Raw genomic sequence first — 16,251 nt, 5'->3', positions numbered from 1 at the left:
CATTATGGCATCACCAATGAAAAAGCTTATGAAGAAAGCACATCATAGTAAGTACGTTTTGTTGCTGATGCGTCATGCTAAAGCTGAGGCTCCTCAAATGGGTGACGACTGGGGTCGTGGTCTTACAGATAAGGGCTTGAAGCAGGCGAAAATTATGGCAAAAGGCTTGGAATCTTTGAAGCTTGTGCCGGATTATATTGTGTGTTCTAGTGCGAATCGCACTGAGCAAACTTTGAAACGCATGTTGAAGCGTTTTGGCGACTCTCCTGTGGTTGAGTCGCGCAAGAGTCTTTACGATGGCGGTATGCAATCTGTTATGGACGAGTTGCAAGCGATTCGAGGCGATGTTCATACGACGATGATTGTTGGGCATGAGCCGACGATGTCTATGGCTGCGCAGTGGCTTTCTTCGCCTGATTCGGATCCGGATGTGCTTGGGGCGATGCGTTTGGGGCTTGCTAATGCGTCTGTTGTGGTGCTTGTGTCTGATCGTCCATTCGCAACTTGCGGCTTGCGCGGTGCCACGGCCCTCGCAATCCTCACCCCCAAATCCTTTGCATAACCACACGAAATTAAGCATATAAATTAAGCTTATAACGACACCCCAAGTTCTTGAATGACCGCATTCAAGCATTTCTTTGCTAGGCTAAAGCGAGTCAAAGAAATTTTTTGGAGGATGTATGTCTGCGGTTTTTACTTCTGTTTCCGGTTTCCCACGTATTGGCGCTAATCGTGAGTTGAAGAAGATTATTGAACGTTACTGGAAGCAGGATGCTTCTTTGGATGAAGTGCGTGAAGTTGCTCAGTCTTTGCGAGCTAAGCATTGGCGTTTGCAAGCTGAAGCTGGGATTGATTTAATTCCAAGTAACGATTTTAGCTACTATGATCAAATGCTCGATACTGCTATTTTGCTGGGTGCTGTGCCTGAGCGTTATCGTAAATTGAATTTTGAGCATGCTGAGGATACGCTTTTTGCTATTGCGCGCGGCTATCAGGGTGAGCGCGGCGATGTGACGGCGTTGCCAATGAAGAAGTGGTTTACTACGAACTACCACTATATTGTTCCGGAAGTTGTGAATCCGGAAGGCTTGCATTTGGCTGGAACTAAGCCTTTTGACGAGTTTTTGGAGGCTCGCGCGCAGGGTTTGGAAACGAAGCCTGTGCTGATTGGCCCGTACACTTTTTTGAAGTTGGCTCGTACTCCTGAAGCGCAGGAGTTGAAAGTAACTGAGTCTGTGATTTCAGCTCTGGCTTTTGCTTATGCGAGTATTGTTAAGCGTTTTGGCGAACTTCACGCAACTTGGCTGCAATTTGATGAGCCTTATTTGGCGCTTGATAAAGAGGAAGGCGATTTGGAGCTTTTTGAAGCTTTGTATAAGCCTTTGCTTGATGCTAGGAGCGCGGAAGTTAAGATTCTTCTTAACACGTATTTTGGCAATATTGCTGACGCTTACGAAACTGTGAATAATCTTGGTTTTGACGGTGTTGGCGTTGATTTGGTGGAAGGCAAGGAAGAAAATCTTGCAGCCATTGAGCGTTATGGTGTGAACGAAAAAACTACGCTTTTTGCTGGCGTTGTGAACGGCCGCAATATTTGGCGCAACGATTATGCTGTGAGTCTTGGTTTGGTTGACGCTTTGCGTAAGAATGTTACGGATCGCGTGGCTGTTTCTACTGCTTGCTCGCTTCTTCACGTGCCGTTTAGCACTGTTGGTGAGGATGCTTTGGGTGCGGATGTTTTGCAACATTTTGCTTTTGCTGTTGAAAAGTTGCAAGAGATTCGCGATATCGCAAATCTTGCTGTAGAAAGTGACGAAAGCCGTAAATCGAGTAACGTTTTGGCTAAAAATCAGGCTTTGTTCGACGGTTCGCGCGTGAAAGCAGATTCTGCTGTTGCTAATCGTCTTGCGAATCTTAAGGATTCTGATTTTGTGCGATTGCCGGAAAGGGCAGAACGTCAGCGTTTGCAAAAGGAAGCTCTTGGCTTACTGGATTTGCCAACGACTACTATTGGATCCTTCCCGCAAACTAAGGATATTCGTAACGCTAGAGCCGCTCTTCGTAAGGGTGAAATTACTCGCGAAGCTTACGACGAGTTTATGCGCGATCGCATTGCCAAGTGCATTGAGCATCAGGAGCAAATTGGCTTGGATGTACTTGTTCACGGCGAGTTTGAGCGCAACGACATGGTTGAATATTTTGGCCAGCATTTGCGCGGCTTTAAATTTACGAAAAACGCTTGGGTGCAGTCTTATGGTACTCGCTGCGTGAAGCCTCCAATCGTGTGGTCGGATGTTTCTCGCGAGTCTGCGATTACTGTGGCTTGGAGCGCTTATGCCCAAAGCTGCACGAAGCATATTGTTAAGGGCATGCTTACAGGACCTGTGACGATTCTTAACTGGTCTTGGCCTCGCGAGGATATTGCTCACGAGCAGCAGACTCAGCAGTTGGCTCTTGCTATTCGCGATGAAGTGTTGGATTTGGAGCGTGCGGGTATCCGTGTGATTCAGATCGATGAGGCTGCTTTGCGCGAAAAGTTGCCACTTCGCCGCTCTGATTGGCATAAGAAGTATTTGGATTGGGCGATTGCTGCTTTCCGCCTTGTTCATTCTGCAGTTGCTGCGACTACGCAAATTCACACGCATATGTGCTATTCGGAGTTTAATGACATTATTCGCGACATTGATGCTATGGATGCGGATGTGATTTCTTTCGAGGCTTCTCGTGGCGACTTGGTTGTGCTTGACGCTATTCACGACGCGCATTTTGAGACTGAGGCTGGTCCTGGCGTTTACGATATTCATTCTCCGCGCGTTCCTGGTAAGGCGGAGCTTGTGGAGCGTATTCACGAGATTTTGCGTAAGATGCCTGCTCAAAAGCTTTGGATCAACCCGGATTGTGGTCTTAAAACTCGAGGCGACGCTGAAACTTGGCCAAGCTTGAAGAATCTTGTTGCTGCTGCTAAAGAGGTCCGTGCGGAGCTTTCTAATAATCAGCAAAGCAACGAGCAAAGCGGAAATCCAAGCGGCAATTTAAGAAACAATCTAAATAGGGGGTGAGCTATGCCATATAAACCAAAGTTTTCGCTGGAAGTTTTTCCACCTAAGCGCACATCTCCTATTGGTACGATTTACGATACTTTGGATGGCTTGAAGGGTCTTGACCCGGATTTTATTTCGGTTACTTACGGCACTGGAAAGCTGCAGGATCGTACTGCTACTGCGCGTATTGCTCATACGATTCGCTCCGAATATGGCATTGACGCAGTTGCTCATTTAACAGCTCGCTACCTTGATTATGATGCTGTTGATGAAGCTTTGGAAATGTTTGATAATGCTGGTGTTTCCGGCGTTTTGGCTTTGCGTGGCGACGTGATTGCAGGTCAGGAAGCAGCAGGCGTTTTTGAGCACGCTAGTGACTTGGTTTATTATATTCGTTCAAAGCGCCCGGATTTGCCGATTTTGGGCGCTTGCTACCCGGAGAAGCATCCGGAGGCGGAAAGTTTGCAAGCGGATATTGATAATTTGAAGCGCAAGGTTGATGCTGGTGTTACGCATTTAATTTCGCAATTATTCTACGATAATGAGGATTTTTTGCGCTTCCGTGATTTAGCTCGTGCGGCTGGCATTAACGTGCCGATTGAGGCTGGAGTAATGCCTGTGGCGAACGCTTCGCAAGTTAAGCGCATGACGAGCTTATGTGCGTCTCGAATTACTTCGCAAGTTTCCGCAATGATGGATCGTTGGGGGAGTAATGCTGATTGCTTGCGTGATGCTGGCAGTATTTTTGCTTCCCAGCAGATTAACGATTTAATTGCAGAAGGCGTGGATGGCATTCACTTGTATACGATGAATCATCCGGGCATTGCTCGAAGGATTTGGGCGAATGTGAAGCCGCTTTTTACGAAAATTGGGTAGGTTGCAGCGTTTTGGAGTGGCTGTGAGGGTGGGTGTTACTTGTCTCGCAGCGCTCCGCTCTTATACCTTATTTGGACTTAGCGGTTGCATAGTTAAGTTTAGTTTTTTACTTACTTTTTCTGCAGAAATATTATTTATCAACAAGATATTACTATCGCTCCGCTTTTATATTGCTCGACCAAGCAACACCCACCTTCACTACCAGTAAAGCCGCTAGTGTTTTGTGGTGTGGTAGGAGTTTCTGGTGTTGAGTGTGCAGCAGTAATGATGTTAGTGTTCTTTGAACAACAGGTAGTGAGTATTGAAATTTAACATAGAGTGTGTAATGTATACAAATACGCAAAAATGTATAAATGCATAAAATAATTGCGTTTTATACTAAACATGTGTTTAGAATCACCATTAAAACTGTAATCTAGCTTACATTTGTTATGAAAGTTTTCGCCCCAAAAATCTGCTAAAAATGTTGGAATAAAGCCTCTGGGGGGGGGGCTTCATAGGCTATACATTATAACAAATACGTTGCAAAATATTCGTATATTCGGTATTATTGAATGTAAATCTCAATAAAAGAGATTGCGCTTTTGAGAGCTGAGCAGAAGTTTCATATGTATTTGACCGTAGTTCGATCAGCGTTTGATTACTGCACAAAGCTCTTCACTAATAAATTCATAAAGACTTGTTCAGAGAGAATCTGGTATTCAAGGAGATACACAATGGCTAATTCAAATTCCGGAAGGCATGCACGCAAGGTTACATTGGATGCTGCAGTAAGTAATGCGATTGCTAAGGCTGTGGATGCACGCAAGGTGGCAGCATTTACGGTTGGAGCCGCTGGCGTGTTGGCTGGTGCGGCGTTCGCTTTTGGAGCAACTCCGGCAATGGCGGCGGAGAATGGTGCTGCGGCTGGTGCGGCTTCGGTTCCTGTTGAGGCTGGTAAGAAGCCTGGTGTTGATAAGAAGGCTGAAGCTGGTAAAAATGCTGATGCTAAGCCTGAAGCTAAGGAAGCTGATAATAAGGATCAGACTGAAGAGAAGTCTGCTACATACGAGAAGACCGACAATAATACTTTAAAGAAGGTTCACAAGGATAATAATAACAAGTCTAAGCTCGAACAGAATTTAACTAAGGAAAAGAAAGTTTCTACGCAGTCTGTAGCAAAGACTGATGGCACTGAGACTGAGCAGAAGACTGTGAACACTGAGTCTGTAGATAATAAGGTTACAGATATCACTTCTGCGGAATCTGGTGCAAAGAAGCTCGCAAAGCGTTCGTTAGAAAATAATCAACCTGATGTCACTGCGCCTGAAAATCAGGATCGCGCTTCTGATGGTGCAGCAAACCAAGATCCTAATAAAATTAATCCTGATACAACGGATACTGCTAATACCAAGATTGAAATTAATGAGAATAACGCTGGCACTATGCCGAACGTGTATGGCTGGGGAAGCTCAGACAATACATACAGCGTAAATGGCGAAAAGCACACTGTTACTTTCCACTTTGCAGCTCCAAAAGATGGTAGCAAGATTACCAGTATTGCTATTTTCCCTTCTAAGACAAATGGTTTCAATAATGCAAAAAGTGAGAGAGGTATTGATTTTTACTCGAAAAATCCAGACAAACACCAAGATTATTCTGGTGAATATATATTTACTGCTAATTCCGACGGATCTGCAACTCTTACGATGAGCACTCTTTTTAGGGATGGTAACCTTAATGGCGGTGCTGAGAAGTATACAGCCAGTCGTTCTATTTTCGTGTATGTAACTAAAGATGGTAGTAGTACAGAAACTATTGCATATAAAACGAATGTATTCCGCGCTGTAACGCTTGTTCCGCCAAAAACTTCTGGATCAGTGGTGCTGAAATATAATCAGCCTCTTACGGCAGAAAAGGTTCAAGCAGCAATTACTGAAGCTGGCAATATTGAGACGGCGCGTAGTGATAAGAAGTCTGTAAATGATCAGCTTTCTGGAACGTTTACGCAAAATATTAACGTAAAGTCTGAAGATGCTTACGACAAGACTACGTTTGAGGCTATTAATAAGGAAACCTCAGCTCAAGGCGCAACAAATAAAACTTATGTAACTGGAGCGAAGACGCTTAACACTTATATGGTTACGGATTTGGGCTTTAAGTCGCAAGCTATTCCGCTTACCGTTGCGCGCTACGATGATCGCATTGACAAGCCGATTGTGGAAGATCCGACTAATCTTTCGGCTGAAGTTAAGGAAGAAATTAAGACGAAGCTTGCCAAGATTAATGGCGTTACAGCAGATAAGATTTCGTTTGATGGAGATAATGCTGTAATCCATTTTGACGGCGTGGATGAAAAAGATGCTCCTAAGATTGCTCTGCGTGACCTTGTGTTGAAGAAGTTTACCGAAGATCAGATTAAGGTTCCTGCAGAAAGTACCGCAACTGTTATCTACAATCCACTCGCTTACTCTGATGCTGAGATTAAGAGCATTAAGAAGGCTATTTACGAAGCTAATAAAGACAACACAGAGCTTGGATTAAGCGCTACCGACTACGAGAAGCAGATTACGCTTTCGTATCTTACTGGCAATCTTACTGCGGCTGGTCATGCAAATCAGGGCATCTCGAATGGTCAGGCAGAAAATACTATTACCGTTAAGATTAAGACCGATAAAGCGGTTGCTGAGTTTAAGTCTGATGTAAAGGCTGGCAAGCTCACGCGTTTGGCGGATATTCGCAAAGATTACGACGTTTCGTGGAAGAATAATAAAATTGCCGGCCGCGACACCGACGAAGGCCTTTCGTGGAGCGAAGACCACAAGACCATCATTTACCGCTACGACCCAACTAAAGCAGAAGGGTTTGATACAAATAAGATTCTTAATTTGTTGAAAGCTACGCCGAAGGATGGCAACGCTGGTTTGCGCGAGCTTACTGGTGGCGAAGCTCTTGCTCATGAAGGCGATAAAGAAAACGCGCAGAAGTCGCATGTGGGCTACGTGATCGACAAGAACGGCCAACCTACAACTGAGTTGTCGCTCGGCAATATGAGCGGTGCTTATTGGCAATATAGTCAGAATGTTTCTAATTCTGGTGAAAATCTTGGCGATTCTGAATCGAATGCAGGATCGTATTCCTGGGATGAAGAAGCTAAGCCAGTAGTAGTTGCTGCTAAAGGAAACAAGGTATATAAAGCGCGCCTGTTTGTTTTGCCGTATGGATTGACGATGTATAGAAACATTTACATCGAAAATGGCAAAAACCCTGGGAATACGCCTAAGGCGATTAACGTTATCTTTGTGCCGCAGACGAATCATAAGACAAGTGATTTGAAGAAGTCGGTTGAGGATCACAAGACTACCCATGTTGAGGGTAAGGAAGTTCCTACTGATTCTGCATACTACAACGCTTCGGACAAGGTAAAGAGCGACTATGATGATGCGTTGAAGGTTGCTAAACAAACGCTTGAAAAAGTTGGTAACACAGCTGATGCTGATTTAACCGAAGCGCTTAAGGCTGAGGTTGATAACGCAACCATTAAGCTGGAAAAAGCTCGCAAAGCTCTTGATGGTGACGCTACCAAGAAAGAGGAGCTTAAGAAATCCATCGATGAGAACGGTAAAGCTGCAGAAGGTCAGCAAGCTGCTACAGGCACGCAAGCAACAAACCAGTTCAAGAATGTGAGCGATCCTGACTTTAAGAAGTCAGATGGTTCTGCCGACACCGACAGGAACGAAGCTGCTAAGAAAGCAAAGACAGCTTACGATGAAGCACTTCAAGCTGCTGAAGCTGCAAGGGACAACAACAACGCCACGCAAAAAGACGTTGACGCTGCTAAGGCAAAGCTTGATGCTGCGCGTAAGGAGCTTGATAAGTACAGCACCAACAAGGATGAGTTGAATAATGCAATCGCTCAGCATGGTAAGGTAAAGACTGGTGATACGTCTAAGCAAGGCGAGGAGAAGCTCAAGACCGCTGACCCAGCATATCAAAACGCAACTGATCTTGAGCGCAAAGCATACGATGAGGCTGTAAAGAAAGCAAATGATCTTTCAGCTGATCCAACTGCTTCTCAAAAGGAAGTAAACGCTGCAATTACAGCTCTTGAGGCCGCTAAGAAGGCGCTTGATGCTAAGGCAACGAATAAGGCTAAGCTTGCAGCTGCTGTTCAGCAAACCTTCGACAACCCTGATCCTGATAATGCTAATGGTAAAAAGAGTACCTTCTATAAGAATGCTAAAGCTAAGTCAGAAAGCACTGACACGGGTGTAACGGAAGCACAGAAGACAGCTGCTAAGAAGGCATATGAAGATTATGACAAAGCTTTAGCAAAAGCTAAACAAGTACTTGCTAGTAAGGATGCCACTCAGAAGCAGGTAGAAGAAGCTGAACAAGCATTAACTTCTGCTGAAGATGCGCTTCATAAAGATTATGCAACTGATGCTAATGATTTGACGAAGGCTTTGGCGGACAATATTGATGGATATTTGAAACCAGCATACTTTAATGCTTTTGATAAGGCACAAGCAGGCGATCAGAAAGCTAAGCAAGCGTTTAAGGAATATAACGAAGCGTATCAAAAGGCTAAGGAACTAAAGCGAAAGTTTGCTGAAACCGAAACGTCTAAACAGCCAACTGCGGAAGAAATTACAGCAGCGAAAGAAGCTCTTGAAAAAGCTCGTCAAGTTATTGACACGTATGCGACTGATACGTCTAAGCTGTCGGCGGCATTCTGGAATGATCTAGCTATTCAAAATAGTCCTGCTTATAAGAATGCAAAAGCACTTGCTGAGAAGCAGAATCCTACCGAGGAAGAAAAAACTCAGGTAGAAGCTGCTAAAAAGATAAAGCAAGCGTATGATGATGCGGTTGCTAAGCTGCACAAAGCATTTGAGAATAAGCTTGATAAGGATAAAGGGACGGATGGAACTGATATTCCTGTCACCAATATTCCTGATGCAAAGGGTGACCTGAACGATAAGGATTATCTCAAGAACATTCAGGCACACGAAAATGGTGAGCCGCTTGATAGAGATGTCACAAAAATTCTGAAGGCAATGAACGACGCATCTGCTCAATTAAACCAGTTTGCGACTAAGACGGATAAGCTGCAGGAATCTATTAACAAAGATTCGGATACTCGCCAAACTCCTGGATATAAGAATGCTTCAGTTCATAATTATTTGAGTGCTGATGGTAATGCTGATTCTATTAAGAATACTGCTGCTCGTAAAGCTGCAAATGAGTATGGTGAAGCTCTTAACAAGGCTAAGGATTTGCTCAAGAAGTCTAGCGCAACGCAGGAAGAAGTGGACGCAGCGCTTAAGACCTTGGACGAGAAGCGCAATGCTCTTGACATGTACAACACCGACACTGCTAAGCTTGAAACTAGTGTCAAAGCTCACGGCTCTACAGATGGCGCTGCACCTACAGAAGGTACACTTACTTCTGATGCGTATCGCAACGCTTCTGATCCTCATTTCTTAACAGCTGAAGGCAAGCCTGATAGCAAGAAGAATGATGAAGCTAAGAAAGCTAAGAAGGCATACGACAAGGCATTAGTTGAGGCGCAGGAGCTTTTGAAGAAGCATGACGATAAAGATACGCCGCAAGACGCAAAGCCAACGCAAAAAGACGTCAACGACGCGCTTAAGGCTCTCGATGATGCTCGTACTGAGATTGAGAAGTACAAGACTGATACCACTGCTTTGAACACAGAAGCTGAGAAGTCTAAGGCAGATACCGAAGGCGCTAGTGTAGATGGCAAGTTCGAGGACTCTCCAGAGTTTAAGAATGCTAAAGCTAAGACGAGCGATGGTAATGAAAATGCAGATGTTACTGCTTACAAGACGGCTCTTGCCAATGCTCGTAAGTTAGTAAATGACGCAAAGGATACAAGCAAGAAGAACAGCGAGCGTCCAACGCAAAAGCAGATTAACGAGGCGCTTGACGCTCTGAAAGCGGCCAAGAAGCAAATCGCCGACAACTATAAGACCAAGTTTGAGCCGTTGACTGCTGCCAAAGACTTTGCAGGTGGTGACTTCAAGAAGACGCCTGAATATCAAAATGCTGTTGCCAAGAAGACCGCTGGTGACCAGGGTGCCATGCAAGCACTAGGTGAAGATGGCAAAGATACGGGCTTTGACAATGTTCTCAAGAAAGTTGCCGCTAAGCTTAATGACGAAGATTGGAAGAAGACAGCAACTCAGAAAGACGTTAACGCTCTGCTTAAACAGCTGCAAACTGCTCAAGACAATATTGCTAATAAATACAAGACTGATGCAATTAAGCTTGAGTACGAAGTAGGTGATAAGAATCAAGACGGCAAGCCTGTAACTCCTAAGTTTGAAGAGTCGATTCCGTATAAGAACGCTCTTGAAAAGAAGAACGCTGGCGACACTGATGCGACCTCAAAGCTGAAGGATTACAACGATAAGCTCAAGGCTGCGCAGGATCTTATCAACAAGGTCAAGAATCCTGATCCAAACGCAAAGCCAGAAAATCGTCCAACTCAAGCGCAGGTAGACGCTGCTCTTAAGGCTTTGCAAGATGCTAAAAAGGCAATCGACGACAGCTTCGGTACTAAGATTGACGATTTGAAGACTGAAGCTGCGAAGTCTACTGCTGACGGAGGCACGGTAGCGGATACTGACTTTGAGGCTACTACTGAGTTCAAGAACGCTGATTCTAAGAAGGCTGAAGATGGCAAGTCGGATAATGCTGACGTCTCTGCTTATAAGGATGCGTTGAAGAAGGCTAGGACTTTGCTTAGCAAGTTCGATGAGAATGGTAAGCCAAAGTCTGATGCTAAGGATGTTCCAACTCAGAAGGAAGTTGACGAAGCTCTTAATAATCTGAAGGAAATTAAGGATAAGATTACTAAGAACTACGTCACTAGCCCGCATGACTTGTATAAAGAAGTTGATAAGTCTAAGGACGGCGATACTGATACAAGCACCGACGTGTTCGAGAACACTCCTGCGTTCAAGAACGCTCAAGCTAAGGGTGATGACGCATCTAAGCAAGCTCTTAAGGATTACAACGACAAGCTAAAGGCTGCCAAGGATCTTCTCGCTGCCTTCGATCGCACAACTGGCAAAACAGTAACACCTCTTCCTCAAGGCATGAAGCAGGCTCCAACCCAAAAAGAGCTCGACGATGCTCTAAAGGCCTTGCAGGAAGCCAAGAAGAAGATTGAAGACGAGTACAGCACGGTCAAGTCTGATTTACGTCAAGAAGCTGGTAAGGATTCTGATTTCACTAAGACGCCTGAGTATCAGAATGCTCAGGCTAAGGGTGATGACGCGTCTAAGCAGGCTCTCGAAGACTACAAGAAAGCTCTCGAGGATGCGAATAAGGTTCTTGGTGATAAGGATGCTACGCAGGCTCAGGTTGATGAGGCTTTGAAGAAGCTTCAGGATGCTAAGTCTAAGCTTTCTGATGGTTATAAGACTGATAAGTCTGATTTGACTGCTGAAGCTGGTAAGGATTCTGATTTCACTAAGACGCCTGAGTATCAGAACGCGGCTGCTAAGGGTGATGACGCTTCTAAGCAAGCTCTTGACGCCTACAAGCAGGCTCTTGAGGATGCGAATAAGGTTCTTGGTGATAAGGATGCAACCCAGGCTCAAGTTGATGCGGCTTTGAAGAAGCTCCAGGATGCTAAGAAGAAGCTTACTGATTCTAATAAGACTGATAAGTCTAAGCTTCAGACTGAGGCGGATGCTGATGCTAAGTTCCGTGATTCTGTATTCTTTATGATTGGAATGACTGAGGATATTGACGCGTATAACAAGGCTTTGGCTGAGGCTAACAGTGTGCTTGCAGATCCTAACGCTACTCAGGCTCAGGTTGATGAGGCTTTGAGGAAGCTTCAGGCTGCTAAGGATAAGATTAATCACCCGTTTGGTATTGATAGTGGTGTTGGAAGCGGCTCTGGTTCTGGTGTTGGTTCTGGTTCTGCTGCTGGTTTCGAGACTGCTGATTCTCAGAGTGTTTCGGTTGATAAGTCTGCTTTGAGAGTTGAGGTTAACAATGCTGAAGCGGATTCTTCTGCTGCGTCTAAGGCGAATACTGCTGCTGCTAGAGCTTATGTGAGTGCTTTGGCTGAGGCTAAGCGTGTGCTTGCTGATAAGAATGCTACTCAGGCTCAGGTTGATGATGCTTTGAGGAATCTTAAGGCTGCTAAGGCTGCGTTGCGTAATGCTTCCGGTAATGCTGGTGGTCTTGCTAAGACGGGTGCTGCAACTGGCTTGTTTGCAAGTCTTGCCGCAGTCTTCTCCGGACTTGGTGTTGCAGGCATAGCTTCTCGCCGTCGCAAGCACTCCAACGAGTAGTCTCGCTCATAACTAAGTGAAATCCCTCGCAGGTTATCTTCCGGTAATCCGCGAGGGATTTTTGTACACCACCACAATGTAAAGTTGCGGTATGGAAAGTGCGAACAGAACAGATAGTACAACTACTGAAACCAACTGCAACGAAAGCAGCGCAAACTCTTCCGCACTCACCTCAAGAAGCCTTATTAAAGCGGGCTTTGCTCGCCCGGATGCCGCACGTTGCGCAATGATGGCAATACGCAAAAACTGCAATAAAATATCGTTTGAAACACTACTAAGAAGCGCGCTCACAGTTGAAGATCCAGATTCTGCATTGCTTTCATTGCAAGATTTAAGTGAAGCATACCCCGAAATAATAAATAATATTTCAACTTCAAATTCGCAAGTATCTGACTCATTAACAAGCCTAATGCAAGTATTAGGTGCGTCTAACGCGTTGGCAATGCTTATGCGCACAAGACCTAATCTTGTAAAAGCTGCAGCAAACGACCCGAATCATCTTTTTGCAATGACTAGGGAAGAACGCGTAAAAGACTTACTCGAAGCAATACAAGCTTACACTGCAACAGTTGTTTCTTCTGAAAGCAGCGATTCTAACACAATTTACTTAACATCACTCGGCTTTGCACAAGCAGTTTCTGCGCTTCGTGCGCGCTACCGTGAGCATGTTGCTGCAATTATGGCAGCTGATTTAGCGAGCGCTGACCCTGTTGAAGTGCAGCCAGATATTAGTCGTAAGCTTTCCGACGCTGCCGATGCTGTTTTAGAGGCAGCGTTGTCTATTTCGCGAGGACAGGTTACTGGTTCTTCCGCATGCAGATTTGCGATTATTGCTATGGGCAAGCTTGGAGCGCAAGAAATTAACTACGTTTCCGATATCGATTTGATTTATGTTGTGGAGCCTGCGGATTTAAGCAACAAGCAGAACCAGGATGCTGCTTTGCGCGTTGGTGTTTCTATGGCAATGGTTTTGCAAAAAGTATGCCAGTCGGTGGTTATGGGCTCTGTGGAGCCTCCGCTTTGGCAGATTGATACTGCGCTTCGCCCGGAAGGTAAGGATGGTCCTCTTGTTCGTAGGCTTGATTCTCATAGAGAATATTATGAAAAGTGGGCGAGTAGCTGGGAGTTTCAGGCGCTTTTGAAGTCGCGCCCTGCAGCAGGGGATACGGATCTTGGAAAAGCTTATCGCGATATGGTCGAGCCGTTTATTTGGAAGGCTTCTGGTCGTGAGCATTTTGTAGCTGACTGCCAGCATATGCGTCAGCGTGTGGAGTCGCTTATTCCGGCTTCTCAACGCGATTTGGATATGAAACTTGGTAAAGGCGGCTTGCGTGATGTTGAGTTTACTGTGCAAATGCTGCAGCTTGTGCACGGAAGTGAGGATGAGTCGCTTCGAGTAAGGGATACTATTTCCGCTTTGCAAGCGTTGGCTCAAGGTGGCTACGTCTCTAGGTCTCAGGCGGCGCTATTGACAGAACACTACCGTTTTGAGCGTGTTCTTGAGCATCGTCAGCAAATGTGGAGTATGCATCGCACGCATTTGTTCCCAGATTTGGGTGCGCAAGGAAACGGCGGCTTGGATCGCGCGCGCACAATTTCTACAGAGCAGCTTAACAACAATGAGCAGATTTGCCGACTTGCTCGTGCTGTGCGGCTTCGTCCGGAAGAGTTAGTTGCGCGTTTTGATAAAGCTCGTCGTGAAATTCGGCACTTGCATAAGGATATTTACTACCGTCCGATGCTTCCTATTAACGCTCAAACGGATGCGGATCCTATTGTGCTTTCGCCGGAGGCTGCTCGCGCGCGCTTTGCTTCTATTGGTTTTGCGGATGCTCGCGCAGCGCAGTTGCATGTTGAAGCGCTTACAGAGGGGCTTTCTAGGGCTGCTAAAATTCATAGAATTTTGCTTCCGGCAGTGTTGAAGTGGCTTGGCGAGGGGCAGAATCCGGATATGGGTTTGCTTGCGTGGCGGCGTCTTGCTGAGCGTTTTGGCGGAAAGAGCACGTATCTTGGTTTTTTGCGTGATTCTCCTTCCGCAGCTCAGCGTCTTTGCCACGTTTTGGCGGATTCGCGCTATCTTGGCGACGCTATGATGCAGTCTATGCAGTCTATTACTTGGCTTGGTGACGACGAAGCGTTATCTGCTCGCGATAGGGCAAGTCTTGACATGCAAACTAGTGCAATGGTTGCTCGTTATGCAAGTAATATTGCGGATTTTGCGCAGTCTTTGCGCGCTCTTCGCCGGCAGGAAATTGAGCGAGTAGCTTTAGCTTGGATGTGTGGTCTTATTGATGACGATACTTCTATGCTTGCAATGAGTGATGTGTTTGATGCTATTTTAGATGCGACTTTGCAATGGTCTATGCGTGAAGCTGTATCAGTCATGAATTTGAATGCTCCTCAAGCTGAAATTGCTATTATTGCTTTAGGTCGCTACGGTGGTAGAGAAGTAAACTTCTGTTCTGATGCAGATATTATGGTAATTTACAAGCCGGTTGGCGAAGATTGCGATTTAAACGCAGCTCACCGCTTTGCGCAAAAAACTGTAGATATTTTGCGCAATATTTTGCAAGGTCCTCTTACGCTTGAACCAAAAATCATGGTCGATTTGGATTTGCGTCCGGAAGGAAAAGACGGTCCGCTTGTTCGTTCGCTAGAATCTTGCGAAAAGTATTATCGTCAATGGGCTAGCACTTGGGAGCATCAAGCGTTGTTGCGAGCGCGTTTTGCTGCAGGTTCTAAGGAGTTGGCGGATGCTTTGCTTAACGGAGTTGTAAACGAATTGCGTTACGCTGCAAATCCTCTTAGTGAATCTCAGCTTGCTGAAATTCGTAAGCTTAAAGCTCGCATGGAAGCGGAGCGTTTACCTCGAGGAGTTAGTAGGGACAGGCATTTGAAGCTTGGTCGCGGCGGTTTAAGCGATGTTGAGTGGACTGTGCAATTGATGCAATTGCAATATGCTTCAAAGCATGAATCTTTACGAGTAGTTGGAACTATGCAAGCGTTGAAAGCATTGCAATCTGAGCATTTTATAAGCGACGAGGATGCTGAAGTTTTAAGCCGCTGCTGGCATATGTGTTCTGCAGTGCGCAACGCAAACTTCTTGTGGTCTGGATCAATGGCTCGCGCAGATATTATTCCAACTGACTCGTATTCTTTGGGCGGAATAGCAACTTACCTTGGCTATGAGTCGAATCAGGGCCGCGTTTTTGAAAACGATCTTTTAGCAACCATGCGTCAGTGCCGCGAAATCATGTCTCGTCTTTTCTACGGTCGCTAATCATTTCATCTTTAGTCACTTTGCGTTTATTGTTGCATTATTTGTTTTAGGTTATAATTACAAAACGGGAGGTGATTTTAATGAAAAATGCAGTAATAAGTAATGATGTAAAAGAAAGAGCTAATTCTTCAGTTTTTTATGCTGATGTTTCTGCACCTATAAAACAAGCAGTCAGTAGTGAAAATTTAGAAGAAAATGACGAATTATTATCTACTGATTTTGCTGCAAAACTTATGCATAGTTATAAGCAGTCAGTTTCTGGTTTAGTGCGCCCATATGCGGATGTTTTTGCTGAGTTAGAAAAGGGCTTGTAATGAGTTCTTTTAATATTCTTGTTACTCAAGATGCAGAAACTGATTTAAAAAATATAAGAGACTATATTGCATCTAATATTTCTAAGAAAACTTCCGTAAGAATTATTAATCTTATTAAATCTAGTATTGAAAGACTGTCTCTTTTTCCTCAGTTTGCACCTGTAGTCAAGTATGAGCCTTGGAATTCACTTGGCGTGCGTCGTATAGTTGTAAAGAATTTTCTTGTTTATTACAGAGTTGTTTTAGAAGAAAATACAGTTTATATTTTGAAGGTTACTTATGGTAAACGTAATCAACAAACTGTATTGGAACAAATAGATTTATTGGATTAAATACTTATTAAATGTTGCATAATAAGTTATAGTTCTTCGCCACTCCGTATATAAATTCGTCAACGCTAATCAGTAAAATTACGTAGGTCG

General features: G+C 44.8%; 7 protein-coding genes. All 7 read left to right on the top strand.

Annotated features, from left to right (window positions below; translation table 11 throughout):
- The first annotated feature begins 4 nt into the window (after positions 1–4).
- Positions 5–562, top strand: coding sequence for a SixA phosphatase family protein (locus tag HXT50_RS02555; RefSeq protein WP_004119025.1), 558 nt, complete (start codon positions 5–7; stop codon positions 560–562).
- A gap of 118 nt (positions 563–680) precedes the next feature.
- Positions 681–3,059: a 5-methyltetrahydropteroyltriglutamate--homocysteine S-methyltransferase gene (metE, locus tag HXT50_RS02550; protein WP_421776987.1), complete on the top strand. Its 2,379-nt coding sequence runs from the start codon at positions 681–683 to the stop codon at positions 3,057–3,059.
- Positions 3,060–3,062: 3 nt separating this feature from the next.
- Entirely contained in the window at positions 3,063–3,917 is an 855-nt protein-coding gene (gene metF, locus HXT50_RS02545; protein WP_119521719.1) for a methylenetetrahydrofolate reductase [NAD(P)H], read from the top strand.
- 716 nt (positions 3,918–4,633) lie between these two features.
- Complete coding sequence (locus HXT50_RS02540; protein ID WP_421776986.1) at positions 4,634–12,235, top strand: peptidase; 7,602 nt, start codon at positions 4,634–4,636, stop codon at positions 12,233–12,235.
- 91 nt (positions 12,236–12,326) lie between these two features.
- Positions 12,327–15,515 (top strand): bifunctional [glutamine synthetase] adenylyltransferase/[glutamine synthetase]-adenylyl-L-tyrosine phosphorylase, encoded by a 3,189-nt coding sequence (locus tag HXT50_RS02535; RefSeq protein WP_421776985.1) that lies wholly within the window; start codon positions 12,327–12,329, stop codon positions 15,513–15,515.
- Between the two features lie 80 nt (positions 15,516–15,595).
- Positions 15,596–15,829 (top strand): hypothetical protein, encoded by a 234-nt coding sequence (locus HXT50_RS02530; protein WP_116442760.1) that lies wholly within the window; start codon positions 15,596–15,598, stop codon positions 15,827–15,829.
- On the top strand, positions 15,829–16,161 hold the full coding sequence (locus HXT50_RS02525) for a type II toxin-antitoxin system RelE/ParE family toxin (protein ID WP_004106416.1): 333 nt from the start codon (positions 15,829–15,831) through the stop codon (positions 16,159–16,161). Before HXT50_RS02530 ends, HXT50_RS02525 begins: the two co-directional genes overlap by 1 nt.
- Positions 16,162–16,251: the final 90 nt, after the last annotated feature.

Origin of the sequence: Gardnerella sp. KA00243, from assembly GCF_049244105.1 — a bacterium.
GTDB classification, from domain to species: domain Bacteria; phylum Actinomycetota; class Actinomycetes; order Actinomycetales; family Bifidobacteriaceae; genus Bifidobacterium; species Bifidobacterium leopoldii.
Note: the sequence above shows the minus strand (reverse complement) of the source record. Positions and strands in the feature narration are given on the sequence as shown.

Bases quoted from the DNA above. Each gene is read 5' to 3' on its own strand.
- HXT50_RS02555 (WP_004119025.1), top strand. From the start codon at position 5: ATGGCATCACCAATGAAAAAGCTTATGAAGAAAGCACATCATAGTAAG.
- metE (WP_421776987.1), top strand. From the start codon at position 681: ATGTCTGCGGTTTTTACTTCTGTTTCCGGTTTCCCACGTATTGGCGCT.
- metF (WP_119521719.1), top strand. From the start codon at position 3,063: ATGCCATATAAACCAAAGTTTTCGCTGGAAGTTTTTCCACCTAAGCGC.
- HXT50_RS02540 (WP_421776986.1), top strand. From the start codon at position 4,634: ATGGCTAATTCAAATTCCGGAAGGCATGCACGCAAGGTTACATTGGAT.
- HXT50_RS02535 (WP_421776985.1), top strand. From the start codon at position 12,327: ATGGAAAGTGCGAACAGAACAGATAGTACAACTACTGAAACCAACTGC.
- HXT50_RS02530 (WP_116442760.1), top strand. From the start codon at position 15,596: ATGAAAAATGCAGTAATAAGTAATGATGTAAAAGAAAGAGCTAATTCT.
- HXT50_RS02525 (WP_004106416.1), top strand. From the start codon at position 15,829: ATGAGTTCTTTTAATATTCTTGTTACTCAAGATGCAGAAACTGATTTA.